Genomic DNA, 26,314 nt, shown 5'->3' with positions numbered 1-26,314 from the left:
TGTGCCGGAGCCACCGGCAACACGGTGAACCCGCAAACAATTGCCGGCATGATTAAGGATCGGTGATTATTGGGCGATCTTGAACCGCCCGGTCACCAGCGCACGAAGAACCGTCCCCCGAGCGCGCCCAGACCGGCGAGGACGGCGATGGCGAGCGTGTACCAGGTGGCGACGAAAAGCGGCGAATCGTCGAAGCAGTGCGCGGCGTAGAAGGTTGCCGCCAGGCCGCCGGCGAGCAGTCCCGCGACCGCCCCGGCCAACACCGGCCGCGTCGGCGCGCCATAGCGCAGCATCCACAGGAAGACGGCAAGCGGGCCGATTCCGATCAGCGGGATGAAGCCCATGCAGATCATCATGTTGGAGCCGACCATGCGCGTGCTCCACATCGGCTCCGGCACCATGAACAGTTCGAGAGCCACCGCCACGGCCACCAGCAGCGGCGCCGCCAGCATCCAGGCCGCGGCTCTTGCCGTCGAAGCGCCCGGCGTCGACAACGCCCGGACCAGGCCAAAGGCGGTGACGGCGAGCACGATGGTGAACACGAACTTCGCCAGGAACCGCATCGTGTGCATGGCGGTCATGATGTCGGGACGCGGGCCGATGGTGAGAAAGAAGACCAGAGCCGCGATCACCGCCGCGGCTGCCGCCGCCATCAACCAGGCCGAGCGCAGCGGCATCGCCTTGCTGCTTGTGTCGGCGTCGAGTGCCTTGATGAGATCCTCCGTCCTCATGTCACTGCCGCCCGAAGCGCCCCTGCCCAAATCGCTTGGCGATCGCGGCAAGCCCGCGATGCAGCGACACCCGCACCGCCGTCTCGCTGACGCCGAGCCTGGCCGCCGTCTCGCCGATGGAGCGGCCGTCGACCGAGATCGAAGAAACGACGGAACGCTGCGCAGCCGGCAGTCCGTCCAGCGCCCGGTTGATGTCGCGTTCGCTGACGGTCTCGGTTTCCGGCTCGGCAAAGGTCTCGGCGATCTCGTCGATCTCGATTTCGATGCGCCGTCCGCGCCGCCGGAAAGCATCGATCAGCTTGAAGCGGGCTATCGCATAGATCCATGGCAACACCGGCGCGTCCTGGCGCCAGGTATGCCGTTTCACATGAATGGCCAGCAAGGTTTCCTGCACGACATCCTCGGGATCGACCCCGCCCTGTACGATCTTGCGCCTCGCAAAGCCGCGAACCAGCGCGGCGATCCGGTGCAAAAAGTCGGCGTAGGCCCTTTCATCTCCCGCGATCGCGGCCCGCATCAGCCGGGAAAGCTCGGCCTCATCCTTGCCGCTCACAAGAGTTCACTCCCCGATCTTCGCGCCTCGGCACCGATTTGTTACGTGTCCGGCGAAATGATGTCCAAGCCAAAGTGCCGCAAAATCACGAAAGTTTGCGGGAGCGGCGACCGATTGAAGCAGCCGAGCAATGTTGACTACTGCTGTCAGGTATCGATAGGTGCAGCCTGCGAAACCAGAACCACCGAGATTGAGGATGACGCCATGAGATACACGCTCTCCACCCTAGCGGGGGCCACAGCGCTGGCCGTGAGCATGATCGCCGGGCCGGCGATGGCCGCGGATGCCGGGATCATCGTCTACAACGCCCAGCATGAGAGCCTGGCCAAGGAATGGGTCGAAGGTTTCACCAAGGAAACCGGCATCAAGGTCACGCTGCGCAATGGCGGCGACAGCGATTTCTCCAACCAGATCGTCGCCGAGGGCGCTTCTTCGCCGGCCGACGTGTTCCTGACCGAGAACTCGCCGGCCATGACTCTGGTCGAAGCGGCGGGCCTTTTCGCGCCGGTCGACGCCGACACGCTGGCGCAAGTCCCGGCCGAATTCCAGCCGAGCACCGGCAAATGGGTGGGTGTCGCGGCGCGCAGCACCGTCTTTGCCTACAACAAGACCAAGCTCACGGCCGAAAAGCTGCCCAAATCGATGCTCGATCTCGCCGATCCCGCCTGGAAAGGCCGCTGGGCAGCCTCGCCTTCCGGCGCCGATTTTCAGGCCATCGTCAGCGCGCTGCTCGAGCTCAAGGGCGAAGCCGCAACCGCCGACTGGCTGAAGGCCATGAAGGAGAATTTCACCGCCTACAAGGGCAACGGCACGGTGATGAAGGCGGTCAATGCCGGCGAGATCGAAGGCGGAATCATCTACCACTATTACTATTTCGGCGATCAGGCAAAGACCGGCGAAAACAGCAAGAACGTCGAACTGCATTATTTCAAGAACCAGGATCCCGGCGCTTTCGTCTCGATCTCCGGCGGCGGCGTGCTCGCCTCGAGCAACCACCCGAAGGAAGCCCAGGCGTTCCTCAAATGGGTGACCGGCAAAGGCGGCCAGGACGTGCTGAAGACCGGCACGTCCTTCGAATACGCTATCGGCAAGGACGCGCAGTCCAATCCCAAGCTGGTGCCGCTGGCCGACCTGCAGGCGCCGAAGGTCGATCCGGCGACACTGAACTCCAAAAAGGTGACCGACCTGATGACGGCAGCCGGCTTGCTTTAGTCCGCGTTCGTCCTAAAAGGGCAACGTTTGCGCTCCTGCGAGGCTTTCCGCAGGAGCGCTCTGTTTTCGGGATGGCTTCGTCCATGACGACATATTGCGTTTCCGGCCGCGCCTGCGGCGCCCCCGCCCCGGCGGCAGTGGCGCGGTCGAGCTGATGCAAACTGCCGTCGATCTCGCACGTTCAGGCCAGACAGTCGGGCGGTCCCGCCGGAAGCCCATGTCCTGGATCGCGCTTGCCGCCATAATTGTCTCGCTGCTGTCGCTGCTGCCGCTGGCGTTCATCATCTGGATCGGTGTGCAGATCGGCTGGGACACTGCTTCGGCCCTGGTCTTCCGGCCGCGCGTCGGCGAACTTCTGGTCAACACCGTGCTTCTGGTGGCGCTCACCGTGCCGATCGCCACCGTGCTGTCGGTGACGCTGGCATGGCTGACCGAGCGCAGCGACCTGCCCGGCGCCCGCCTGTGGGCTTGGCTGTCGGTGGCGCCGCTCGCCATCCCCGCCTTCGTGCATTCCTACGCCTGGATCACCATGGTGCCGACCTTGCACGGCCTGTGGGCCGGCGTGCTGGTCTCGGTTCTCGCCTATTTCCCGTTCCTCTATCTGCCGCTGGCGGCGGCTCTGCGCCGGCTCGATCCTGCTTTGGAGGACGCAGCCGCAGCACTCGGCCTTGGACCATGGCGGGTGTTTTGGCGTGTCGTGCTGCCGCAGCTGAGACTGGCCATTTGCGGCGGCGCGCTGCTGGTCGGCCTGCATCTGCTGGCCGAATACGGCCTCTACGTCTTCATCCGCTTCGACACTTTCACCACGGCGATCGTCGACCAGTTCCAGTCGACCTTCAACGGTCCCGCCGCCAACATGCTGGCCGGCGTCCTGGTGACTTGCTGCTTCGTGCTGCTCGCGCTGGAGGTGCTGGTGCGCGGCGAGGAACGCTATGCCCGCGTAGGCTCGGGTGCCGCGCGCCGCCAGCAGCGCACCAGGCTCGGTCGCGCCACCCTGCCCTGCCTGGCTCTGCCTGCCATCGCCACGCTTCTCGCCATCGGCGTGCCCTTCGTCACCATCGGCCGCTGGCTGGTCGCCGGCGGCGCCGATGTCTGGCGTTTGGACGAGATCGGCCTGGCGCTTGGCCAGACACTGTTCCTGGCGCTGGCCGGCGCCTTGCTTGCGACCATCGCCGCCATGCCGATGGCCTGGATCTCGATCCGCGCGCCGGGACCGCTGCAGCGGCTGCTCGAAGGCTGCAACTACATAGTCGGTTCGCTGCCCGGCGTGGTCATCGCGCTGGCCTTGGTCACCATTACCGTGCGCATCGCCATGCCGCTCTACCAGACGCTGTTCACAATCCTGGTCGCCTATGCCCTGATGTTCCTGCCGCGCGCCTTGATCAGCCTCAGAGCCTCGATCGCACAGGCGCCGGTCGAGCTCGAACGCGCCGCCGCCAGCCTTGGCCGGCCGCCGCTGAAGGCGCTTTGGTCGACAACGATTCGCCTGTCGGCGCCGGGGGCTGCGGCCGGCATGGCGCTGGTCGCGCTCGGCATCATGAACGAGCTGACCGCCACCCAGATGCTGGCGCCCAACGGCACGCGCACGCTGGCCATGGCGTTCTGGTCCTATAGCGGCGAGATCGACTATGCCTCCGCCGCCCCTTACGCCTTCATCATGGTGGCGATGTCGCTGCCGCTGACTTGGCTGCTCTATGTCCAGTCGAAACGGATGGCCGGGCGATGAGCTTTCTCGAAATCAGTGGCCTCACCAAGCACTACGGCCCGGTCGCAGCCCTTGCCGGCATCGAGCTCAGCGCCGCAAGCGGCAGTCGCACCGCGATCGTCGGCCCGTCCGGCTGCGGCAAGACGACGTTGCTGCGGCTGATCGCCGGCTTCGAGGCGCCCGACCAGGGCCGCGTCGTGCTCGACGGCGAGGTGCTGGCCAATGGCGGCCATGCGGTGCCGGCGCACCGCCGCGGCATCGGCCTGGTGGCGCAGGACGGCGCCCTGTTCCCGCATCTCAGCATCGGCGACAATATCGGCTTTGGCATGGCCCGCGGCGAGGACCAGCGCGCCGAGCGCATCGCCGAGCTCGCCTATACCGTCGGGCTGGACAAGGCGATCCTCAAGCGCCGCCCGCACCAGCTCTCCGGCGGCCAGCAGCAGCGCGTGGCGCTGGCCCGCGCCATGGCGATGAAGCCCAGGCTGATGTTGCTCGACGAACCGTTCTCGGCGCTCGACACCGGTCTGCGCGCCTCGATGCGCAAGGCCGTCGCCGAACTACTCGAAGCCGCCGGCATCACCACCATCCTGGTCACCCACGACCAGGCCGAGGCGCTGTCCTTCGCCAGCCAGGTGGCGGTCATGCGCGACGGAAAGTTCTCTCAGATCGGCACACCGCGAGAACTCTATCTGCAGCCGAAAGACCGCATGGTTGCCGAGTTTCTTGGCGACGCCATCATCTTGCCGGCAAAGATTTCAGGCGGCTTCGCCACCTCCTCGCTTGGTCGCATAGCCGTCGACTCGAAGGAGCGGCGCGACATCGCCCGCATCATGCTGCGACCGGAGCAGGTGCAGGTAAAGCGCACGTCGCGCGAAGGCATGTCGGGTCCTGCGGGCACGATATTCGCCGAGGTGACGGACTCGGAATTCGCAGGCTCGATGTGCACCATTGCCGTGCGGCTGTTGAACAACCCCGATCCGCCGGACGCCGCGGCGATCGGCAGCACACCGCTGACCTTACGCAAGCCGGGAATCGACGCACCTGCCGTCGGCGAGATCGTGCGTCTGACAGTTTCCGGCAAGGCGCATGTCTTCGCCTGAACTGCCGATGCGTCGGTTTGGCGCGAGCGGCTGCGTCAATCGACTCGTTTCCCAGCATTGTCGAACCAATGCAGCTTCTCGGCCCTCGCCACGACGCGCAGTTGATCGCCGGGTTTGGCCGTGGCGCGGCCGGCCACACGCACGACGATGCGGTTGCCGCCGGCGGCACAGTGAAGAAAGCTTTCGGCTCCCACAGGTTCGACCGCCTCGACCGCCGCAGGCAGAATAAGCGCGCCGGATGATGCCTCGGCACTGAAGGTGACGTCGGCATCCTCAGGGCGGAAGCCAAGCGTGGCGGCGTTCGTAGGCGCGAAGTCAACCGTCTTGCCGTCGGTCAGCGCCGGACCAGCCGGTCCTTGCGAAAGAGGCAGAAGGTTCATCGGCGGCGCTCCGATGAAGGAGGCGACGAAGGTCGATGCCGGCTTCTCGTAGATGTCGAGCGGCGCGCCCGTCTGCTCGACCAACCCGCCATTCATGACGACGAGAATATCGGCCAGCGTCATCGCCTCAAGCTGGTCGTGGGTGACGTAGACCGAGGTGACACCGAGCGAGCGCTGCAAATTCTTTATTTCGACCCGCATCTGGCCGCGCAGTTTGGCGTCGAGGTTGGAAAGCGGTTCGTCGAACAGGAAGACTTTTGGATTGCGCACGATTGCGCGACCCATGGCCACGCGCTGGCGCTGGCCGCCGGAAAGCTCGCGCGGGCGCCGGTCGAGCAGCGCCGTGAGCTCCAGCACCTTGGCGGTCGAGCGAACCCTGCTGTCGATCTCGTCCTTGGGAGTACCCCGGTTGCGCAACCCGTAGGCCATGTTGTCGTAGACCTTCATATGTGGATAGAGCGCATAGTTCTGGAACACCATGGCGATGTCGCGCTCGGTCGGACCGATCGTGTTGACGATCTTGCCGTCGATGGCGACGGTGCCGGAAGAAATGGTCTCAAGCCCGGCGATCATCCGCAGCAGCGTGGACTTGCCGCAGCCGGACGGCCCAACCAGCACGCAAAGCTCCTTGTCGGGAATGGCGATGGAGACACCCCTCACCGCCTCGACGCCGCTGGGATAGACCTTCTTCACATCCTTCAGATCGACGGTCGCCATCGGCTTCTCACTTTTCGGAATCGACAAGTCCGCGCACGAACCAGCGTTGCATCAGCACCACGATCAGGATCGGCGGCAGTATGGCCAGCATCGCGGTGACCATGACCAGATGCCATTGGGTATCGGCATCGGCGAAGGAGACCATCTTTCTAAGTGCGATGACGATGGTGTTCATGTCGTTGCTGTTGGTGACGAGCAGCGGCCACAGGTACTGCGTCCAGCCATAGATGAAGAGGATGACGAACAGTGCTGCGATGTTGGTGCGCGACAGCGGCAGCAGGATGTCGAAAAAGAAGCGCCATGGTCCGGCGCCGTCGACACGCGCCGCTTCCACCAACTCACCTGGGATGGTCATGAAGAACTGGCGAAACAGAAGCGTGGCGGTGGCCGAGGCGATCAGCGGAATGATCAGGCCGGCATAGGTGTCGATCATGCCGAGATCGACCATCACCTTGTAGGTCGGCAGGATGCGCACCTCGACGGGAAGCATCAGTGTGATGAAGATCAGCCAGAAGAAGACCATCCGAAGCGGAAAACGGAAGAACACGATCGCATAGGCCGAAAGGATCGAGATGAAAATCTTCCCCACCGCGATGCCGAGCGCCATGATCGTGGTGTTGAGCAGCAATCGGCCGACACTGACGCCGCCGATGCGGCCGACACCGCCGAACAGCGCCTCGCTGTAATTGTTCCAGACCTGGTCGCCGGGCAAAAGAGGCAATGGCGGCTTGAGGATGGTCTGCAGCGTCTGCGTGGAGGCAACGAAGGTGTAGTAGATCGGGAAAGCGACGATCAGGATGCCCAGGATGAGCACGGCGTGGGCGATGAGGGCGCGAAGCGGGGACTGACCAATCATCGCTCGCGCTCAACCGTAGTGGACTTTGCGTTCCACATAGCGGAACTGGATGGCCGTGAGTGAGATGACGATGACCATCAGGATGACCGACTGCGCGGCCGAATCGCCAAGGATCAAATTGACGAAACCGTCATTGTAGACCTTGTAGACCAGCGTCTCGGTGGCCTTGCCCGGCCCGCCGCCGGTGACGGCATGGACGATACCGAAAGTGTCGAACAGCGCATAGACCGTGTTGACGACCAGCAGGAAGAAGGTCGTCGGCGCGAGCAGCGGGAAGACGATGGTCCAGAAGCGCTTCGTCTCCCCGGCGCCGTCCATGGCCGCCGCCTCTATCAACGTCTTCGGCACCGCCTGCAGCCCGGCGACGAAGAACAGGAAATTGTAGCTGATCTGCTTCCAGGCAGCCGCAGACACCAGCAGGATCATGGCTTGGTTGCCGTTAAGCAAAGGATCCCAGGCAATGCCGAGACCTCTCAAGGCGTAGGCCAGCGAACCGATCGAGGGGTTGAACAGAAACAGCCACAACATGCCGGCAATCGCCGGCGCCACCGCATACGGCCAGATCAGCAGCGTGCGATAAAGGCCTTTGCCGCGCACCACCTTCTCGGCCATGACGGCAAGCAACAGGGCCACACCCATGGCGACCATCGCGGTCGCCAGAGAGAACACCAGCGTAACTTTGATCGAGTTGAGGTAGGCCGGGTCGGCCAGCACCTTGCGAAAATTGGCGAGCCCGACGAACTTGCTCTTCAGCCCGAACGGGTCTTCCCTAAGCATCGACTGGTAGAGCGCCTGCCCCGTCGGCCAGTAGAAAAAGATCAGCGTAATGGCGAGTTGCGGCGCCACCAGCAGGTAAGGCAGGGTCTTGTTGGGAAAGACGACGCGTGGAGACAGTGTGGTTCCCTCGCTGTTCAGGAAGTCGTCCACGCGGGTCCGCGTGGACGAGGTTCAACTGACAAATCGCTTCAATTTCCGATCGCTTCCTGAATCGCCTTGTTGCCGCGTGCGACCGCGTTGTCGAGCGCCTGCTGCGCAGTCTGCTGGCCGGCCAGCATCTTCTCGAACTCCTCGTTCTCGATGTCGCGCACCTGCGGCAGGTTGACGAGGCGCACGCCCTTCGAGTTCTCGGTCGGCGCCTTGCCCAGCATCTGCAGGATCGGCGTCTCACGGCCCGGATTCTTGTCATAGAAGCCGGACTTCTTGGTCGCCTCATAGGCAGCGAGCGTCACCGGCAGATAACCCGACTTCTGGTGCAGATACTCCTGCACTTCGGTCTTGGACAGGTAGGAGAAGAACGCCGCGACGCCCTTGTATTCCTCGTCCGATTTGTTGCCGAACACCCACAGGCTGGCGCCGCCCGGCGTGGTGTTCTGGGGCGCGCCCTTGGCGTCACTATCATAGGGAAGCTGGCCGATGCCGTAGTTCATGCCCGACTTGACGATGTCACCGAGACCCCCCGACGATTCGGTGAAGATGCCGCATTCTCCGGCAAGGAAGATCTGCTTGGCTTCGGATGTACGGCCGCCATATTTGAAGGTGCCGTCCTTGGCCAGATCGGCGAGCGCCTGGAAATGATTGACGAAGATCGGCGCATTGATCTTGAGCTCGACGTCGGTTCCGGCAAGTCCGTTCTGGTTGGTGCCATAGGAAACGTCGTTCCAGGCCGCGAAGGCCTCAAGGTGGATCCAGGTCAACCAGGTCGAGGTATAGCCGCAGGAAGCGGCGCCGCTCGCGTTGATCTTCTTGGCGGCTTCCCACACCTCGTTCCAGGTCTTTGGCGGGTTGTTCACATCAAGCCCGGCCTTCTGGAAAATATCCTTGTTGTAGTAGAGGATGGGCGACGAGGAATTATAGGGGAAGGACAGCATGGTCCCGTCCGGCTTCGAATAGTAACCGACGATGCCGGGCAAATACTGGCTCTTGTCGAAGGTCACGCCGGCGCTGGTTAGCACATCGGCCACCGGTTTGATCGCACCTTCGGCTGCCATCATGACGCCGGTACCCACGTCGAACACCTGGATGATGTCGGGCGCTTGCCCCGCACGATAGGCAGCGATGCCGGCATTCAGCGTTTCGGGATAGGTGCCCTTGAAAACAGGGAGAATTTCATAGTCGCTCTGGCTGGCATTGAAATCCTTGGCGATCTTGTCGACCACCTCGGCATTCGCGCCGGTCATGGCATGCCACCAACTGATCTGGGTGGCGGCGAAGGCGGAGGTGGTGGAAAGCAGGGTCAAGGTGGCGGCAACACCGGCCGCAAAGCCGAACAACTTCATGTTTCATCTCCCGTTTGTCATTGGCGAAAGGGGCACTCCCGCAAAGGCAATATGTGTCGCTGATGACAATCGGACAACGGATTTGTTGCTGTTTCGTGAATTTCATACCCGGCTAACTTCGCGCCCCCTCGCTCTGCAACGAGGACAGAGACAAATGCCAAGCCGGCTCAGCGATACATGGGCGCGGTGGGCCTGCAAGGATCGCCGACCGCCCAGCGATGCGTGAAGGGCCCGCGTGACAGCGCCACGCACCTGCACCGTGCGGCCGCCATACCGGCGCTCGGCCAGATCGAGATCGGCCGAGCGGCATCGCGCCAGGCGCTGCTGTAACCGTGCGTCTGGAATGAGACAGGATCGCCGCAAGGTACAACCCGAAAAACCCGCTGTAGTTGTAGTTCGCATAACCGATTCTTCGTCAAGCGCGGCATACTAATCAAGTGGACGGCTTGATTGCTGTGGGAGAGCAGGTGGGGCGAGATGCTGACGGTCTATAATTGTATCGTGCATGAGCACGATCTGAGACTGGTCGCACTGGCAGCGCTCATTTGCGGTATTTCTTCCTTCTCGGCGGTCAACCTGCTTCGCCATGTCGACCGCTCGAGCGAGCGCAACCGCTATACCTGGCTGATGATAGCAGCCACTTCCACCGGCTTCGGTATCTGGGCGACGCACTTCATCGCAATGCTTGCCTTTTCTCCCGGAATCCCCAACGCCTACAATACGGAAATGTCGGCGCTTTCGCTCGCCGGTTCCGTCGCCCTGACCGCTGCGGGCATGTGGATCGCCACCTTGCGCCGGGGCATCGACTACCCTCTGGTCGGCGGCGCGGTCCTCGGCGCTGGTATCGCCGCCATGCACTATATCGGCATGGCCGCCTTCGAGGTCGAAGGGCGCATCGTCTGGAACCCGCTGCTGGTCGGCGTCTCGGTGCTGACAGGCGTCACCCTCGCCGCGCTGGCGCTGCTGGTCGTGTTGCGACGGCCGTCCATGCAGGCCACAATCGCCGCCGCCATCCTGTTGACGCTGGCGATCTGCAGCCTGCACTTCATCGCCATGGGCGCGGTGTCGATCTTCCCGGACTCCTCCATCGAGATATCGCAGTTCACGGTCGAACCGGTGTCGCAGGCCTTCGCCGCCGCTGCAGTCAGCATGGCTATCCTGGTGCTTTCAGCCGCAGCATTGTGGATCGACCTTCGCTTCCGGCGTCACAAGCTCGAGGCCGAGCGCATGCACGGCCTCGCCAACGCCGCCGTCGAGGGGCTGATCGTCTGCGACGGCGCCCGCATCGTCAGCGCCAATGACAGCATCGCGGCACTCACCGGCATTGCGCCGGAAGTGCTGAACGCGATGCTGCTTGGCGACCTCTTCGGCGAACGCACGGCGGCCGGCATGTCCGACTGCAGCGGACTGGCACAGGAAGCCGAACTCAGAGCCCATGACGGCGCCACCATCCCCGTCGAACTTATCGCCAGGAGCATCGACTATTGCGGCAAGCGGCACAGCGTTGTCGCCGTGCGCGACATCCGCGAACGCAGGAAGGCCGAGCAGGAGATCCTGCGCCTCGCCCATTTCGACCCGCTGACCGGGCTCCCCAACCGCCGCAGTTTCTCCGGCCGGCTCGAGGCCGAAATTGCCGCAATGGACCGCGGCGGCAAGGGCGGGCATCTTGCGCTGCTGCTGCTAGACCTCGACCGCTTCAAGGAAGTGAACGACCTGTTCGGGCACGGCGCCGGCGATGCCATGCTGCAGAAGGTGGCGCTATGCGCCTCCGCCGTGCTCCGCCACGGACAGATGCTGGCGCGTCTCGGCGGCGACGAGTTCGCCATCATCGCTCCGAACCTTCCCGATCCGCAGGCGGCCGGCCGCATCGCCGAGGCGGTGCTGGCGGCCATGCGCGAGGAAAACCGGCTGTCGGTCGGTGGCGGGCTGGTGTCGGCCAGCATCGGCATTGCACTTTATCCGCTCGACGCCGATGAGCCGACACTCCTGGTCAGCCACGCCGACACCGCGCTCTACCGCGCCAAGGCCGAGGGCAAGGACACCTACCGTTACTTCGAGGCCTCGATGGGCGCCGAGGCGCGAGACCGGCGCGTGATGGAGCACGAACTGCGCCAGGCGATGGCGCGCGATGAGTTTCGCCTCGTCTACCAGCCACAAAAGGAGATCAGCAGCGGGCGGATGGTTGGGTTCGAAGCGCTGATCCGCTGGCATCATCCGCAGCGCGGCGACGTGTCGCCGGCGACCTTCATCCCGGTGGCCGAAGACAGCGGCGTCATCATCCAGATCGGCGAATGGGTGCTGGCGACGGCCTGCGCCGAGGCAGCGCGCTGGAAGAACCCTCTCACCGTCGCGGTCAATGTCTCGGCGGTGCAGCTCCACAATCCGAATTTCAGCCGCAAGGTGCATGAAGTCCTGCTCGGCTCCGGCCTGACGCCCGGCAGGCTCGAACTCGAGATCACCGAAACGGCGCTGGTCAAGGACATGCCGCGCGCGCTGGCGACCTTGCGCCAGGTGAAGGCGCTTGGCGTGCGTGTGGCGATGGACGATTTCGGCACCGGCTACTCCTCGCTGTCCAATCTCCGCGCCTTCCCCTTCGACAAGATCAAGATCGACGGCTCATTCATCAAATCAGTCGACAGCAACGGCCAGGTGGCAGCCATCGTGCGCGCCGTTCTGGGGCTTGGCCGCGGTCTCGGCCTGCCGGTTCTGGCCGAGGGCGTCGAGACGCTGGGCGAGCTGAAATTCCTCGACGCCGAGGCCTGCGAGATCGGCCAGGGCTACTATCTAGGCCGGCCGAGCCCGATCGAGGCGTTCAGCGAACTGACCGGCGTCGCGGCGCCGGCGGCACACGACGACGCCAGCGTCAAACAACGCGGCGGCAGCATCTTGATGCTGCCGCCGGCGGCGGCCCTGCGCTCAGCCTAGAGCAATTTCAGGAAAAGTGTGAAACGGTTTTCCGTCCGAAATTGCGTCGAAACAAAAAAGTTAGCGCGGGTAGCCGTTTCGATGAAACGGTGAACCGCTCTAAGGGGCGAGTGCGGCCTCGACCAGGCGCTTGGCATCCGGTCCCGACCATTCTGCCGGTCCGTTCATATGCGCGATCAGGCAGCCTTCGCCGTCGATCAGCATGGTGACGGGGAGGCCTAGCGCCAAGCCACGCGTCTTGACGTCGTTGAACAGCGCCAGCGTCGAATCGCGGTAGTAGCCGAGCGACCCGATGCCGATATCGGCGAGGAACTTCTTCGGCTTCACATCGTCGCCGGCATCGACATTGACCGCGACCACTTCGAAGGCATCGCTGCCCTTTTCCTTCTGCAAGGCGTCGAGAGCCGGCATTTCGGCGCGGCAGGGCGCGCACCACGTCGCCCACAGGTTGAGCAGCACGGTCTTGCCGGCATGATCGGCGATCGTCATCGGCTTGCCGTCGGGACCGTTGAAGGCGAGACTTTTCAGCGATTGCGGCGGATCGGCGGGCAGCAATGCCGCCACCTGGCCGGTGGCCGCGGCGGCAACCTTTTTGGCGCGGTCGCTCTTGGCGGCGCAGGCGACGTCGTCCTTGCTGTTGCCCGCGCCGGCCGCAGGTGCGCTGCCGGTGGCTGCGTTGTTGCCAGACCCGCTCTCGCTGACATATACCGCGACCACGCCGGCCAGCACGCCCGCCAGCAAAGCGGCGAGGATCAGGCGCGGGGCCGGGAAGTATCTGCTACCGTCTGCCATTTTCTAAGACTGCTCCGGAGCACGGGTTATAGCGATGAGCGACAAGAAGGCCAGCAACCAGATGTGGGGCGGACGTTTTGCCTCGGGTCCGGCCGCGATCATGGAAGCGATCAACGCGTCGATTTCGTTCGACCGCAAACTCTATGCGCAAGACATAAGAGGTTCGATCGCCCACAGCGAGATGCTGGCTGAAACGGGCATTATTTCGGCGGCCGATCAAGAAAAGATCGCTCACGGGCTGAACACGATCCTGAAAGAGATCGAGGCCGGCACGTTCGAGTTCTCGACCCGGCTGGAAGACATTCACATGAACGTCGAGGCCCGCCTTGCCGACCTGATCGGCCCGGCCGCCGGCCGCCTGCACACGGCGCGGTCACGCAACGACCAGGTGGCGGTGGATCTCCGGCTTTGGGTCAAGGACGAGTGCTTTCGCGTCGCCGAGGCGCTGAAGGGGCTGATCTCAGCCTTGCTCGACCGCGCCGAGGAGCATGCGGCGACCGTGATGCCCGGCTTCACCCACATGCAGGCGGCGCAGCCGGTGACCTTCGGCCATCATTGCATGGCCTATGTCGAGATGTTTTCGCGCGACCTGTCGCGGACCCGCGATGCCATCGAGCGGATGGATGAAAGCCCGCTCGGCGCGGCAGCGCTTGCCGGCACCAGTTTTCCGATCGACCGCCACAAGACCGCGAAGGCGCTCGGCTTTCGCGAGCCGATGCGCAATTCGCTCGACAGCGTCTCCGACCGCGATTTCGCGCTGGAGTTCTTGAGCCTGGCCGCGATCTGCGCCACGCATCTGTCACGGCTCGCCGAAGAAATCATCATCTGGTCGACGCCGCAATTCGGCTTTGTCAGGCTGTCGGATTCCTTCTCCACCGGCTCCTCGATCATGCCGCAGAAGAAGAACCCGGACGCCGCCGAACTGGTGCGCGGCAAGACCGGCCGCGTCACCGGCCATCTGGTCGGGCTGCTGACGGTGATGAAGGGCATGCCGCTGACCTACGGCAAGGACATGCAGGAAGACAAGGAATCGGTCTTCGACGCCGCCGAGACGCTCGATCTGATGCTGGCGGCGATGACCGGCATGGTGCGCGACATGACGGTCAATGCCGCCGCCATGAAGAAGGCCGCCGGCTCGGGCCACGCGACCGCGACCGACCTCGCCGACTGGCTGGTGCGCACGCTGGGCCTGCCCTTCCGTGAGGCACACCATGTCACCGGCGGCGCGGTGGCGGTGGCCGAAGAGAAGAAGGTGAGCCTTGAAAAGCTGTCGCTGGAAGATCTGCAGTCGATCAACCCCGGCATCACGGCAGACATCTTCTCGGTTCTGGCGGTGCAGAATTCGGTGAAGAGCCGCACCAGTTTCGGCGGCACGGCGCCGTCGGAGGTCAGGAAGCAGATCCGCAGCTGGAAAAAGCGCATCGCCAAGGCATGATGCCGGGGTGCAATGCGCCTAAAACTCGGTTAAAAGCGCAGCACATAAAGTTTCGGACGGATGGATCGATGACCGCAAGCAGGATTTTGGTGACGCTGACGCTGCTGACGGCGATGGCTGCCGTGACCGCTTGCGGCCGTAAGGCTGGTCTCGATACGCCCTATGAAGCGGCCGTCCAGGCCCGCAAGGACGCCGAGCGCGCCAAACAGCCGGTGCCGCCGGAGCCGGAAAAACCGGTCGTGGACAAGAAGTTCATCCTCGACCCGCTGATCTAGAGCCGATGAGACCGGCTTGGTCTTTCTGACCAGGTCTCGTGCTAACTAGGTCTCGTGCTCCAACTTCCGGAAACACTCTCGTGAACCATTTCGATTACCGCGACGGCGTGCTCCATGCCGAGGACGTGGCGATACCAGACATCGCCGCAAGCGTCGGCACGCCGTTCTATTGTTATTCGACGGCAACCTTGACGAGGCACTACCGGGTGTTCGCCGGGGCCTTTGCCGGGCTCGACACGCTGGTCTGTTACGCCTTGAAGGCGAATTCCAACCAGGCGGTGCTGCGAACGCTGGCAAAGCTCGGCGCCGGCGCCGACACCGTCTCGGAAGGCGAAATGCGCCGCGCGCTCGCCGCCGGAATCCCGGCCAACAAGATCGTGTTTTCCGGTGTCGGCAAGACCGCGCGCGAGATGGATTTCGCGCTCGAGGCCGGCATTCTCTGCTTCAATGTCGAATCCGAGCCGGAGCTTGAATTGCTGTCGGCCCGCGCCACCGCGCTCGGCAAGGTGGCGCCGGTGTCGCTGCGCATCAACCCGGATGTCGACGCCAGGACGCACAGGAAGATCTCCACCGGCAAGGCCGAGAACAAGTTCGGCATTCCATGGCAAAGGGCGCGCCAGGTCTATGCCCGCGCGGCCGGTTTGCCGGGCACCAAGCCCATCGGCATCGATACCCATATCGGCAGCCAGATCACCGAGTTGCAGCCCTTTGACGATGCTTTCGCGCTTCTGGCGGAACTGGTCGGCGCGCTGCGCGCCGATGGCCACGCCGTCGAGCATGTCGATCTCGGTGGCGGCCTCGGCATCCCCTACCGCACCGACAACAGCCCGCCGCCTCTGCCCGATGCCTATGCCGATATCGTCAGGAAGCATCTGACAAAGCTTGGGGTGAAGGTGATGTTCGAGCCGGGCCGGCTGATCGTCGGCAATGCCGGCATCCTGGTCTCGGAAGTGATATTCGTGAAGGAAGGCGACGCCAAGAACTTCCTCGTCGTCGACGCCGCCATGAACGATCTGATCCGGCCGACGCTCTACGATGCCTTCCACGACATCAAGCCGGTGGTGCAGCCGCCGGCCGACACGCCGCGCATGGCGGTCGACGTCGTCGGCCCGGTCTGCGAGACCGGCGACTATCTCGGCCTCGACCGTGACCTGCCCCGGCTCAAGTCTGGCGACCTCATTGCCGTCACCACCGCCGGCGCCTATGGCGCGGTGCAATCCGGCACCTACAACACCCGCCTACTTGTGCCTGAGGTTCTGGTCGACGGCGACCGTTTCCATGTCGTACGCCGGCGCCAGACCTATGACGAGCTTATCGGCCTGGATTCGGTGCCCGACTGGCTTGCATAGGAGCCGCCACGGCGGCTGCGCTACAGCCGGTTTTGGATGAGCATCCTTGTGTCGGCGATCCTGTCCTCGTCGCGGCGGTAGAACGTCCATTGCTTGATGCGCTTGGGCCGCAGCAGGCCGGCCTGGGTAAGCACGCGCATATGTTCGGAGAGCGTCGCCTGCGTAATGCCGAGCTTCTCCGCGATCAGCAGCGCGCAAACGCCATCCTCGACCAGATCGCCGTCTGCCTGGGCCGGGAAATGCGCCTGCGGATCCTTCAGCCAGTCGAGGATCTGCAGCCTGCGTTCATTGGCGATCGCCTTGAAGACATCAACCTCTTGCATTTAGCCATTTTGCCAAGTTACTAATTGCTGTCAATCCCAAGGAGATGGTCATGACGAACGGCAACACCGTCACGCGCGAACGCATTGCCGCGATGGAACCGCGCATCCGCCGCTATATCAGGCACACGCCGGTGCTGCGCGTCGACATGGCCGATTTCGACCGGCCGCCGCTGGCGGTCGACCTCAAGCTCGAATGCCTGCAGCATTCCGGTTCGTTCAAGGCGCGCGGCGCCTTCACCAATCTGCTCGAACGGCCGGTGCCTGCGGCCGGCGTGGTTGCGGCTTCGGGCGGCAATCATGGCGCCGCGGTCGCCTATGCCGCCATGCGGCTTGGCCACAAGGCGACGATCTTCGTTCCCGAAGTCAGCCCACCGGCCAAGCTGCAGCGCATCCGCGGCTACGGCGCCGAACTGATGGTCGGCGGCGCCCGCTATGCCGAGGCGCTGGCCGCCAGCGAGGCTTTTGCCGAAAAGACCGGCGCGCTGCAGATCCATGCCTTCAACCAGGAGGAAACATTGGTCGGCCAGGGCACGCTCGGCCTCGAAATCGAAACCGATCTGCCAGACATCGACACGCTGCTGGTCGCTGTCGGCGGCGGCGGCCTGATCGGCGGCATCGCCGCCTGGTTTGCCGGCCGCATCAGGATCATCGCCATCGAGCCCGAAGGCGCGCCGACGCTGCATCACGCCTTCGAAGCCGGCCACCCCGTCGATGCGCCGGCCGAAGGCGTCGCCGCCGATTCGCTGGCGCCCAAGCGCGTCGGCGAGATGATGTTCCCGATCGCCGAGGCCTTCGTCGAGCGCTCCATCCTGGTCACCGACGACGCCATCATTGCCGCGCAGAAGGCGCTGTGGGAGCGGGTGCGTATCATCGCCGAGCCGGGTGGGGCCGCTGCCTTTGCGGCTCTCTTGTCCGGCCGCTACACCCCGGCGCCGGGCGAACGGATCGCGGTCCTGGTATGCGGCTCGAACACCGATCCCACGAAATTCTAAACCTTGCTGCGACTGAAGTGGGACGCAAACCCGCCAAAGCTTTTCAAGTTTTCCGGAACCGCCTCGCCTTTGCCGTGTTTGCTGGTAAACTTCTGCTTGTTGAGTCCGGGCTATCCCGCCCGGGCAGGAAGGGCCAATGACGGAACGCCCCATTTCCAGTGGCGATCGCAGCCTGGCCGGGCGGCTTGCCCTGAGCCGGCTGGCGACACGGGTCTCGATGACGGTCGAGCGCGGCTGGCCGCTGCTTCTGCCGCTGCTCATCGTCGCCAGCCTGTTTCTCAGCCTCTCCTGGCTCGGCCTTTTCCCCCGGCTGCCTGACATTGCGCGCATTATCCTGGTCACGGCGTTCGGTATTGCCACGCTGGCGGCGCTCTACCCGCTGCGTTTCTTCAAGCTTCCATCCGCCGCTGAAATCGACCGCCGTATCGAGGCCGCCAACCAGCTGCAGCACAGCCCGGTGCTGGTGCAGACCGACCGTCCCAGCGGCAAGGAAAGCATCTTTTCCCAGGCGTTGTGGCGCGAACACCAAAAGCGCATGGCCGACAAGCTCGGCAGCCTTGGCGCCGACCTGCCGCGTACCCGCGTGCCGGAGCGCGATCCGTGGGCATTGCGTGCCGTGGCGGCGCTGCTGTTGGTCACCGCTTTTGCCTTCTCCTTCGGACCGTCCGGCGGCAGGCTGTCCGATGGTTTCAGTGCCCATGCGGCGCGCGACATCGTACCGCCGCGCATCGATGCCTGGGCGACCCCGCCGGCCTATACCGGCAAGCCGCCCATCTTCTTGACCGCGCCAGTCATCGATGGCAACGCCAAGCAGGCGGTTGCCACCTTCACCGTGCCACAAGGCAGCGACGTCTCGCTGCGCGTGACCGGCGGCTCCGGCGAGGAAACGCTAAGCTTTGCCGACAAGGGCGGCAATGCTCGCGCCATCGACCCGTCGGGACCACAGGTGGCGGCCGTCAAAGCAGCGGCGGTCAACCCCGCGACCCCCAAGCTGCGCCAGTTCACCGGCAAGCTGACCGCCGACGGCACGCTGACGCTGAAGTCGGGCGAAGCCGATCTCGGTCGCTGGGCCTTCGCGGTGATCCCCGACAAGCCGCCGACGATCCGCTTCGTCGGCGAGCCCAAGCGCGCCGTCAACGGCGCCTTCGAGCTCAACTACCAGATCGACGACGACTATGGCGCGGCCACCGCCAAGGCGGTTTTCGCGCTGGCCGATCCGGCGGCGCCCGATGCGCATCCGCTCTACGGTCCGCCTGACCTGCCGCTGGCGCTGCCGCGCCGCGGCGGCAAGGCGAACGCCGCCAAGACCACCAAGGACCTCACCGAGCACGTCTGGGCCGGCGCCAGCATCAAGCTGTCGCTTGTCGCCACCGACGATGCCGGACACACCGCAACCAGCGAAACCAAGACTATTGTGATGCCGGAGCGGCCCTTCGCCAACCCGCTGGCGCGGGCGGTGGTCGAGCAGCGCCGCCTGCTGGCGCTCGACGCCAATGCCAAGCCGCGCGTGCTCGACCTGATGGACGCCATCACCCTGCGGCCCGAGGACACGTTCGACAACATGTCGCATTACCTCGCCATCATGAGCGCCCGCAGCCGGCTGAAGATGTCGGACAGCGACGATCAGTTGCGCAACGAGGTTGCCTATCTCTGGGAAATCGCGCTCGGCATCGAGGAAGGCAATCTCTCGTCCGCCGAAAAGCGGCTCCGCCAGGCCCAGCAGGCGCTGCAGGACGCCATCAAGCGCGGCGCCAGCGACGAAGAGATCGAAAAGGCGATGAAGGAACTGCGCGAGGCGATGAACGAATTTCTGCAGGAATTCGCCGAGCGCGCCAAGCAGAACCCGAACGCGCCGCAGATGCAGCAGAATGGCCGCGAGCTGCGTCAGAGTGATATCGACCGCATGATGGACCAGATCGAGAACCTGGCGAAGTCGGGCGACCGCGACAAGGCGCAGGAGCTGCTGTCGCAACTGGAAAACATGATGAACAACCTGCAGGCCGGCCGTCAGCAGCAAGGCGGCGAGCAGGACAGCGAGATGCGCCAGCAGATGGACAAGCTGGGCGAGATCATGCGCCGCCAGCAGGAGATGATGAACGACACCTACCGCATGGACCAGATGCAGCGCGGAGATAATCAGCAGCCCGGCGAAGGCAATGGCGACGATCCGGACCAGCCGGGCGTCGGCAAGGATCGCGATCCCCTCGCCCGGCCGAAGTCGATGACACCGCAGGAATTCGCCGATGCGATGAAGCAGCTGCAGGAAGGCCAGGGCCAGTTGCAGAGCGAACTCGACAAGCTGAAGAAGGGCCTGGAAGGCATGGGCATGCAGCCCAATGAGGGGTTTGGCGACGCTGGCAAATCCATGGGCAATGCCGAAAAGTCGCTTGGCGAAGGCGAAGGCGACCAGGCAGTCGGCCACCAGGGTCGCGCGCTGGAAGCGCTGCGCAAGGGCGCCAAGGAGATGATGAAGCAGCTGCAGGCGATGCAGGGCGACCAGGGCGGCAGCCAGGAAGGCGGCCGCCAACAGGACGCCGGCCGCGATCCGCTGGGCCGACCGCGCGCCAGCCGCGGACCCGATTTCGGCGATTCGGTGAAGGTGCCCGACGAGATCGACGTGCAGCGCGCCCGCCAGATTCTCGAGGCGATTCGCAAGCGGCTCGGCAACGCGCTCAGCCCCGACATCGAGCGCAGCTACCTCGAGCGGCTGCTGGAGCTGAAGTAGCCTCCAAGGCAACATCCGTCGAACTGAATGGTATCAGCGCCATGCCGAAACTCGGTGCCGTCACGCCCATCCTGCGCATCTTCGACATCGCCAAGGCACGCGAATTCTATGTCGACTTTCTCGGCTTCAAGGTCGAGTTCGAGCACCGCTTCGACGACAATGCGCCGCTCTACATGGGTGTAATCCGCGACGGCTGTGTCCTGCATCTGAGCGAACATCATGGCGACGGCGCGCCGGGTATAGCCATGCGCATCAAGGTCGAGGACATCGCGGCATTGCACCGCGAACTGATCGGCAAGAGATACCGCTACGCCCGGCCGGGCCTCGAAACCACGTCGTGGCAGACCCGTGAAGTGTCGGTCGGCGACCCCTTCGGCAATCGCCTGCATTTCTACGAGGATGCAACAGACTAAGCCGGCCGGTTGACGAACGCCTCGCGGATCGCCTCCTGCATGCCGTCGATAGCTTCGCCTGAGGCATTTGGGCTGCGGTGCATCACCACATTCGAGGAATCGATATGGCCGAACCCGTCAGCGGCGGTGAGTTCACGACAGCCGTCCGGAATATTGCTGTGCGAGATCGGCGCGATCGCCAGGCCAGAGGTGACGGCGAGCTTCAGGCCGCCGGTGGTGTCGCTGGTATAGGCGACACGGTAGGCCAGCCCACGCTGCTCAAGCGATTTGATGGCAAAGTCCTTGCACCAGCCGGCCCGGTTGTAGAGCGCGATCGGCACCGGCCGCTCCTCATGCATGTGATGCAGGCTCGATGTCACCCACACGGTCGGATCGTGCATCAGCACCTCGCCGCCGGAAGGATCCTGCCATTCGAACACCACGGCGAGGTCGAGTTCACCGGCCGCCAACGCTGCCAGCTGGGCGCCCGAATGTGCATAGCGCACGGTGACCTCGACCTTGGTGTGACGCTTCGAGAAGGCGCCGAGCGCGCGCGACAGGATGGCGTGACCATATTCCTCGGGAATGCCGATGCGCACCGGCCCGCCAAGCGGTGCCGCCGCCATCGATGCCGCCGTCTCGTCGAGCAGCGAGACGATGCGGCGGGCATTGACGATCAGCTCGCCGCCACGGCGCGTCAGCGCCACGCCGCGCGAGCCGCGTTCGAACAGGCTGTCGCCGACCAGCTCCTCGAGCTTCTTCATCTGCATCGACACCGCCGACTGGGTGCGCCCGGCCTGCTCCGCCGCCCGGGTGAAATTGCCCGCTTCGGCAATGGCGACGAAGGTGCGCAGGAGATCGCTGTCGAGGGTCGGCCGCATCGAATCCGTCATAAGCAAATTTGATCGCTGGTATCATTCCAATTCGTTTGCAACATGTCAAACGCCGCAGCATAGTCCGCTCACCCATTGGATATGCCGCCGCGAAATCGGCTGCGGACCAACCAAAGAGTCCTCACTCATACCCGCTGCCCGAAACGGTGGCGGGTTCTTTTTACCCCATGGCCGGGCGGCTGCGGGCAGTCAAGGCAAGGGCCGGCAGAACAACATGCGCAACCGGATCGTTCTCGGCATCATCAGCCTGTGCCTTGGCGTGCTGGTGTTCTCGCTCCAGGACCCGCTGGTCAAGGCGGTGTCAGCCGGCTATCCCGTGACCGAGGTGATGTGGATCCGCTCGATCGTCGCTTTGCCGATCCTGGTCGTTCTCGTTCGCGCCGATGTCGGCCTGCGGGCCATCGCCTCGAAGCGGTTCGGCCTGCTGACGATACGCGCCTTCATCCAGTTCTCCTCCTATACGGTCTACTATCTGGCGATCGCTGCCTTGCCGCTCGCCGACGCGGTGGCGCTCTATTTCATGGCGCCGCTGTTCATCATGGCGATGGCCGGGCCCTATCTCGGCGAGCGCGTCTCCTGGCAGGCTCTCGCCACCGTGCTGATCGGCATGCTGGGCGTGGTCGTGATGCTGCGCCCGGGCGCCGGCCTGTTCGACTGGGCGGCGCTGCTTTCGTTGGGCTCGGCTTTGCTCTACGGCTTTTCACAGCTGATGGCGCGCAAGATCGGCGACACCGAATCGTCCACCGTCATGGCCTTCTACCAGAACGGCGCCTATCTGGTCGGCGCCGCTGCGGTTGCCGGCACATTCTGGCTTGCCGGCATAACCCATGCTGTCCACCCCAGCCTCGAATTCCTGGTGCGGCCGTGGGTCTGGCCGACGACCCCGGATTTCCTCAAGATGGCGGCCTGCGGCTTCGTCGCTTCGGCCGGCATGATTCTGCTGTCGCAGGCCTACAGGCTGGCGCCCGCCAACCGCGTCGCCACCTTCGAATACACCGGCATCATCTGGTCGCCGCTGTGGGGCTTCCTGTTCTTCGACGAGGTGCCGCGCTCGACCACTGCCATCGGTGCGGCGCTGATCATCGGCGCCGGTCTGCTGGCGCTCAACACCGAACGGCGCCGGAGCGCTGCGCCTGTCCTCGCCGCGTCTCAGGATGTCGCCTGAAGCGTGTCAGGCGAAGCAGGCGAGCGCCTGGTCGACCCGCGAGCGGATTTCGGCCAGCGTGAAAGGCTTTTGCACGACGTCGATAATGACGCCGTTCAATTCCTCGGCGCGCTCGCGCTGGTCGGCATAGCCGGTCATCAGCAGGATCTTCATGTCAGGGAAAAGCCTGGCTGCGGCGATCGCCATCTCGATGCCATCCATTTCCGGCATGCGAATATCGGAGACGACGAGGTCGTAACCGCCGCCTGCAGCACTGACCATCGCCAGCCCCTGCGCGCCGTCGGCGGCGATATCGATCGAGTGCCCGGCGCGTTCGAGCGCGCGGGCGGCGAGGGTGCGGACGGACTCATCGTCCTCGACGATCAGAAGCTTTGCCATGGGCCGGAATTTGGCGGGCAAAAGTTGACTTTTTCTGAAAATTTGAAGCGTCGAGCCCTTTTCTCAGGCATCGCCTTTGACGACACCGACAAACGGCAGTTCGCGAAAAGCGTGGGCGACGTCCATGCCGTAGCCGACGACGAAGTAATCGGGACAGTCGAAGCCGACATAGTCGGCGTTCAGCTCCGTCTGGCGGCGCATGCGCTTGTCCAACAGCACCGCGATGGCGCAGCTTTTGGCGCCGCGCGACAGCATCAGGTTGCGGGTGAAGGACAGCGTCTTGCCCGATTCCAGGATATCGTCGATCAGCAGCACGTCGCGGCCGGCGACCTCATTGTCGATGTCGCGCAGCACCCTCACCTCGCCGCTGGTGGTGCCGGCGCCATAGCTGGAAATGAAGATGAACTCGACCTCGGGCGACAGCCCGACATCGTGCATGGCGCGGATCAGATCGGCGGCGAAGATGAACGAGCCCTTCAGCACCGAAATCACCAGCAGGTCGTGATAGTCGTGCTCGGCGATCTCCTTGGCGAGTTCGAGATTGCGCCGCGCGATCGCGGACGCCGAAAAGAGGACCTCGATGTCCTTGCCGCGCACAACTGGCATCAACAACCTTTCCAGAGAAACCGACTAGCCGGCGAAGGTGACCGCCACGGCCTTGACGCCGTTTCTAGGCACATCGAGGCGGCTGGAAAAGCCGAATCTTTCGCCGGGCGCCAGAGAACGGTTGGATGTCCCCAGAGTATAGCGGGTGATGCGGCTGTCATTGCCGGTGACACGTATCTGCAGCGAAGGCAATTGTCCCGCCTTTAAACCGTCATTGACGGCCTCGCCATCGACGAACAGCACCGGGGTGGATCCCGAGGCGTCGACACGCGACGTGACGCCGGCAATGCTGAGTACGGCGCCCTCCGGCTGTTCGACTGACCAGAACGGCGTCTGGCGCACCAGCGCGTGGCCACCCGAGACCCAGAAGGCGGCAAGCGCCGCACCGATGCCGGCAATCCAGAAGATCGGCCCGCCACGCGATGCCGGCCGCCCGGCTGACGCATCTGATTTGCGCAGCATCTCCATGCCTTCCATCGACGGCGTCGCGATGTCGCGCGCCGGCGTCGGCATGGCTTCTACCCTTGGGATCGGCTGCGGCAGCACCTCATAATCCGCATCGACGATGTCGGTCGCCACAGGACGCGATTCCGGTGCGACACTTGTCCCGGTCATGATTTCGCCGGAAACCGGGCGCGCGGTTCGTTGCTCAGCCATCATGGCCCCGCTGTTGCCTGTTCGTTTCTTTTGCGTAAATGGAAATGGTTAACGCTTCCCCACCGGAACCCTTGTGACGCACTCAAAAACAGCGAAAATTAACCGAGGGTTAACCATGGCGGCCGATGGTCGTCGGACAGAAAGGGCCGGCACGCCGCCGCCACACACCTCAGGTCGTCGCACGTGATCCGCTTCGAAAATGTCGGCCTCCGCTATGGCATGGGTCCGGAAATCCTCCGCGACATCTCCCTGCACATTCCGGAGAGCTCCTTCCAGTTCCTGAGCGGGCCCTCCGGCGCCGGCAAGACGACGCTGCTGCGCCTTCTGTTCATGTCGCTGAAGCCGACACGCGGGCTGATCACCATCTTCGGCAAGGACCGCTCGCGCATCTCGCGCGCTGAACTGCCGCATCTCAGGCGCCGCATCGGCGTGGTGTTCCAGGATTTCCGCCTGCTCGACCACATGACCACCTATGAGAATGTCGCTCTGCCGCTGCGCGTGCGCGGCCGCGAGGAAGCGAGCTACCGCACCGACGTCACCGAACTTTTGAAATGGGTTGGCCTGGGCGAGCGCATGCATGTGCTGCCGCCGGTCCTTTCGGGTGGCGAAAAGCAGCGCGCGGCAATCGCCCGGGCCTTGATCGAACAGCCCGAAATCCTGCTTGCCGACGAGCCGACCGGCAATGTCGACCCGCCGCTGGCACGCCGGCTGCTCAGGCTGTTCATCGAGCTCAACCGGCTCGGCACCGCGGTGGTGATCGCCACTCACGATCTCGGCCTGATGGAACAGGTCGACGCGCGCCGCATGATCCTGGCCGGCGGAAGGCTGGATATTTATGACTGAAGTATCGGCCGAACAGCTGCATGAAGACGCCGCCGAGCCCGCGACGACGACGCAGCGCGTCCAGCGCCGCATGGCGCCGATCGTGCCGGCGCAGAATATTGCCGGCCGCGCCTTGGTGCTGGTCATCGCCATCATGACCTTCCTGTCCTGCCTGACTTTCGGCGCCGTCACGCTGGTGCGCGACACTGCCTCGGTCTGGGAAAACCAGATCTCGCGCGAGGCGACGATTCAGATCAAACCGGTCGACGGCCTCGACATGGAGGCAGCCCTTGCCCAGGCCTCGCAGATCGTCGGCGAATTCCCCGGCGTGAAGGAAACCCGGATCATCGATCGCGACGCCACCGCGCGTCTGTTGGAGCCATGGCTGGGCTCGGGCCTGAATATCGACGAATTGCCGGTGCCGCGCCTGATCATCGTCACCATCGACGAGACCAGTCCGCCCGACTTTAGCGCCATCCGTGCGGCGCTCACGCCCAAGCTGCCGAGTGCTTCGCTCGACGATCACCGTACATGGGTCGACCGGCTGGTCGCCATGGCCCGCACCACGGTCACCATCGGCATCGCCGTGCTGGTCCTGATGCTGTCGGCGACGGTGCTGACCGTAGTGTTTGCGACGCGCGGCGCTATGGCGGGTAACGGCCATATCATCGAAGTGCTGCATTTCGTCGGCGCCGAGGCGCGCTTCATCGCGCGCGAATTCCGCTGGCATTTCCTGGTCACCGGGATGAAGGGCGCGGCCGCCGGCGGCGCAGCCGCGATCCTGGTTTTCATCGTCTTTTCCTGGTGGTCGTCGCGCAACATGGCAACGCCGCAGGCCGACCAGGCCACCGCTTTGTTCGGCAATTTCGCCATCGGATCGGCCGGCTATCTCGGCGTCGGGCTGATGGTGCTGGTGATCGGCGGACTGACGGCGGCGACCTCGCACGCAACCGTCGTCGCCTACCTCAGCGACATCGATGTCCGCCAGCCGGATGCGGGGTGAACCGTGAGGGCAGAAGCGAAAACAGTTCGGGGGCAAGGACAGGAATGGAAGG

The 26,314-nt window shown here is 64.2% G+C and carries 25 protein-coding genes; 13 read left to right on the top strand and 12 right to left on the bottom strand.

The genetic code is table 11. The features are described from left to right. Positions 1 to 92 precede the first annotated feature (92 nt). Positions 93 to 731: an NrsF family protein gene (locus tag NKI46_RS15785; RefSeq protein WP_023671666.1), complete on the bottom strand. Its 639-nt coding sequence runs from the start codon at positions 729 to 731 to the stop codon at positions 93 to 95. Position 732: 1 nt separating this feature from the next. After that, positions 733 to 1,284, bottom strand: a complete 552-nt coding sequence (locus NKI46_RS15780; RefSeq protein WP_023671665.1) for a sigma-70 family RNA polymerase sigma factor — start codon at positions 1,282 to 1,284, stop codon at positions 733 to 735. A 204-nt stretch (positions 1,285 to 1,488) separates the two neighbouring features. Here NKI46_RS15780 and NKI46_RS15775 point away from each other — a divergent pair, with 204 nt between their 5' ends. The 3 genes from NKI46_RS15775 (at position 1,489) to NKI46_RS15765 (ending at position 5,301) form a co-directional block, all read left to right on the top strand. After that, positions 1,489 to 2,496, top strand: coding sequence for an iron ABC transporter substrate-binding protein (locus tag NKI46_RS15775; protein ID WP_023737455.1), 1,008 nt, complete (start codon positions 1,489 to 1,491; stop codon positions 2,494 to 2,496). Positions 2,497 to 2,650: 154 nt separating this feature from the next. Beyond that, the gene (locus tag NKI46_RS15770) at positions 2,651 to 4,222 is read left to right on the top strand and encodes an ABC transporter permease (RefSeq protein WP_023737454.1); all 1,572 of its coding nucleotides are present in this window, start codon (positions 2,651 to 2,653) and stop codon (positions 4,220 to 4,222) included. Next, a complete protein-coding gene (locus NKI46_RS15765) occupies positions 4,219 to 5,301 on the top strand; it encodes an ABC transporter ATP-binding protein (protein ID WP_023686694.1) in 1,083 nt (360 codons plus the stop codon). The genes NKI46_RS15770 and NKI46_RS15765 overlap by 4 nt, the downstream gene beginning before the upstream one ends. Positions 5,302 to 5,336: 35 nt before the next feature. On the opposite strand, the gene NKI46_RS15760 is transcribed toward NKI46_RS15765, so the two are convergent. The 4 genes from NKI46_RS15760 to ugpB all read right to left on the bottom strand — a co-directional run bounded on the left by NKI46_RS15760 (position 5,337) and on the right by ugpB (position 9,530). Further along, positions 5,337 to 6,398 carry a sn-glycerol-3-phosphate import ATP-binding protein UgpC gene (locus NKI46_RS15760; protein WP_023698703.1) on the bottom strand — a complete coding sequence of 354 codons (1,062 nt, stop codon included), beginning with the start codon at positions 6,396 to 6,398 and terminating at the stop codon, positions 5,337 to 5,339. A gap of 7 nt (positions 6,399 to 6,405) precedes the next feature. Then, on the bottom strand, positions 6,406 to 7,254 hold the full coding sequence (gene ugpE, locus NKI46_RS15755) for a sn-glycerol-3-phosphate ABC transporter permease UgpE (protein WP_023698704.1): 849 nt from the start codon (positions 7,252 to 7,254) through the stop codon (positions 6,406 to 6,408). A 9-nt stretch (positions 7,255 to 7,263) separates the two neighbouring features. Beyond that, a complete protein-coding gene (ugpA, locus tag NKI46_RS15750) occupies positions 7,264 to 8,148 on the bottom strand; it encodes a sn-glycerol-3-phosphate ABC transporter permease UgpA (RefSeq protein ID WP_023685330.1) in 885 nt (294 codons plus the stop codon). A 71-nt stretch (positions 8,149 to 8,219) separates the two neighbouring features. Then, positions 8,220 to 9,530 carry a sn-glycerol-3-phosphate ABC transporter substrate-binding protein UgpB gene (ugpB, locus tag NKI46_RS15745; protein WP_023750544.1) on the bottom strand — a complete coding sequence of 437 codons (1,311 nt, stop codon included), beginning with the start codon at positions 9,528 to 9,530 and terminating at the stop codon, positions 8,220 to 8,222. Between the two features lie 477 nt (positions 9,531 to 10,007). Here ugpB and NKI46_RS15740 point away from each other — a divergent pair, with 477 nt between their 5' ends. After that, a complete protein-coding gene (locus tag NKI46_RS15740; RefSeq protein ID WP_352746873.1) occupies positions 10,008 to 12,455 on the top strand; it encodes a bifunctional diguanylate cyclase/phosphodiesterase in 2,448 nt (815 codons plus the stop codon). A 99-nt stretch (positions 12,456 to 12,554) separates the two neighbouring features. On the opposite strand, the gene tlpA is transcribed toward NKI46_RS15740, so the two are convergent. Beyond that, positions 12,555 to 13,247 carry a thiol:disulfide interchange protein TlpA gene (tlpA, locus tag NKI46_RS15735; RefSeq protein ID WP_023804537.1) on the bottom strand — a complete coding sequence of 231 codons (693 nt, stop codon included), beginning with the start codon at positions 13,245 to 13,247 and terminating at the stop codon, positions 12,555 to 12,557. A gap of 34 nt (positions 13,248 to 13,281) precedes the next feature. Between tlpA and argH the strand changes: the two genes are divergently transcribed. The 3 genes from argH to lysA all read left to right on the top strand — a co-directional run bounded on the left by argH (position 13,282) and on the right by lysA (position 16,306). After that, a complete protein-coding gene (argH, locus tag NKI46_RS15730) occupies positions 13,282 to 14,682 on the top strand; it encodes an argininosuccinate lyase (protein ID WP_352746870.1) in 1,401 nt (466 codons plus the stop codon). 68 nt (positions 14,683 to 14,750) lie between these two features. After that, positions 14,751 to 14,957 (top strand): hypothetical protein, encoded by a 207-nt coding sequence (locus NKI46_RS15725; RefSeq protein ID WP_023673325.1) that lies wholly within the window; start codon positions 14,751 to 14,753, stop codon positions 14,955 to 14,957. 80 nt (positions 14,958 to 15,037) lie between these two features. Then, positions 15,038 to 16,306 (top strand): diaminopimelate decarboxylase, encoded by a 1,269-nt coding sequence (gene lysA / locus NKI46_RS15720; RefSeq protein ID WP_352498148.1) that lies wholly within the window; start codon positions 15,038 to 15,040, stop codon positions 16,304 to 16,306. Positions 16,307 to 16,326: 20 nt separating this feature from the next. On the opposite strand, the gene NKI46_RS15715 is transcribed toward lysA, so the two are convergent. After that, entirely contained in the window at positions 16,327 to 16,629 is a 303-nt protein-coding gene (locus tag NKI46_RS15715) for an ArsR/SmtB family transcription factor (protein WP_023694025.1), read from the bottom strand. Between the two features lie 50 nt (positions 16,630 to 16,679). Between NKI46_RS15715 and NKI46_RS15710 the strand changes: the two genes are divergently transcribed. From NKI46_RS15710 to NKI46_RS15700, 3 genes are all read left to right on the top strand, one after another. Continuing rightward, positions 16,680 to 17,621, top strand: coding sequence for a threonine/serine dehydratase (locus NKI46_RS15710; RefSeq protein ID WP_352746866.1), 942 nt, complete (start codon positions 16,680 to 16,682; stop codon positions 17,619 to 17,621). A gap of 136 nt (positions 17,622 to 17,757) precedes the next feature. Beyond that, positions 17,758 to 20,346, top strand: a complete 2,589-nt coding sequence (locus NKI46_RS15705) for a TIGR02302 family protein (RefSeq protein WP_023832508.1) — start codon at positions 17,758 to 17,760, stop codon at positions 20,344 to 20,346. A gap of 41 nt (positions 20,347 to 20,387) precedes the next feature. After that, positions 20,388 to 20,759, top strand: a complete 372-nt coding sequence (locus NKI46_RS15700; protein ID WP_023685340.1) for a glyoxalase superfamily protein — start codon at positions 20,388 to 20,390, stop codon at positions 20,757 to 20,759. On the opposite strand, the gene NKI46_RS15695 is transcribed toward NKI46_RS15700, so the two are convergent. Continuing rightward, positions 20,756 to 21,619, bottom strand: coding sequence for a LysR family transcriptional regulator (locus NKI46_RS15695; protein WP_023701399.1), 864 nt, complete (start codon positions 21,617 to 21,619; stop codon positions 20,756 to 20,758). The genes NKI46_RS15700 and NKI46_RS15695 overlap by 4 nt on opposite strands. A 226-nt stretch (positions 21,620 to 21,845) precedes the next feature. Here NKI46_RS15695 and NKI46_RS15690 point away from each other — a divergent pair, with 226 nt between their 5' ends. Then, on the top strand, positions 21,846 to 22,796 hold the full coding sequence (locus tag NKI46_RS15690; protein WP_352746863.1) for a DMT family transporter: 951 nt from the start codon (positions 21,846 to 21,848) through the stop codon (positions 22,794 to 22,796). A gap of 6 nt (positions 22,797 to 22,802) precedes the next feature. Here NKI46_RS15690 and NKI46_RS15685 read toward each other — a convergent pair whose 3' ends face one another. The 3 genes from NKI46_RS15685 to NKI46_RS15675 form a co-directional block, all read right to left on the bottom strand. Continuing rightward, on the bottom strand, positions 22,803 to 23,174 hold the full coding sequence (locus tag NKI46_RS15685) for a response regulator (protein WP_023694030.1): 372 nt from the start codon (positions 23,172 to 23,174) through the stop codon (positions 22,803 to 22,805). A gap of 63 nt (positions 23,175 to 23,237) precedes the next feature. Then, positions 23,238 to 23,780, bottom strand: a complete 543-nt coding sequence (hpt, locus tag NKI46_RS15680; protein ID WP_023673315.1) for a hypoxanthine phosphoribosyltransferase — start codon at positions 23,778 to 23,780, stop codon at positions 23,238 to 23,240. A gap of 24 nt (positions 23,781 to 23,804) precedes the next feature. Further along, positions 23,805 to 24,440: a hypothetical protein gene (locus tag NKI46_RS15675; RefSeq protein ID WP_352746860.1), complete on the bottom strand. Its 636-nt coding sequence runs from the start codon at positions 24,438 to 24,440 to the stop codon at positions 23,805 to 23,807. A gap of 180 nt (positions 24,441 to 24,620) precedes the next feature. On the opposite strand from NKI46_RS15675, the gene ftsE reads away from it, so the two are divergent. Further along, positions 24,621 to 25,280 carry a cell division ATP-binding protein FtsE gene (gene ftsE / locus NKI46_RS15670; RefSeq protein ID WP_023685344.1) on the top strand — a complete coding sequence of 220 codons (660 nt, stop codon included), beginning with the start codon at positions 24,621 to 24,623 and terminating at the stop codon, positions 25,278 to 25,280. Further along, complete coding sequence (locus NKI46_RS15665) at positions 25,273 to 26,262, top strand: cell division protein FtsX (protein ID WP_023701396.1); 990 nt, start codon at positions 25,273 to 25,275, stop codon at positions 26,260 to 26,262. The genes ftsE and NKI46_RS15665 overlap by 8 nt, the downstream gene beginning before the upstream one ends. The last annotated feature ends 52 nt before the right edge of the window (positions 26,263 to 26,314 follow it).

Source organism: Mesorhizobium sp. M0615 (assembly GCF_040320805.1).
In the GTDB taxonomy this organism is placed as follows: domain Bacteria; phylum Pseudomonadota; class Alphaproteobacteria; order Rhizobiales; family Rhizobiaceae; genus Mesorhizobium.
Note: the sequence above shows the minus strand (reverse complement) of the source record. Positions and strands in the feature narration are given on the sequence as shown.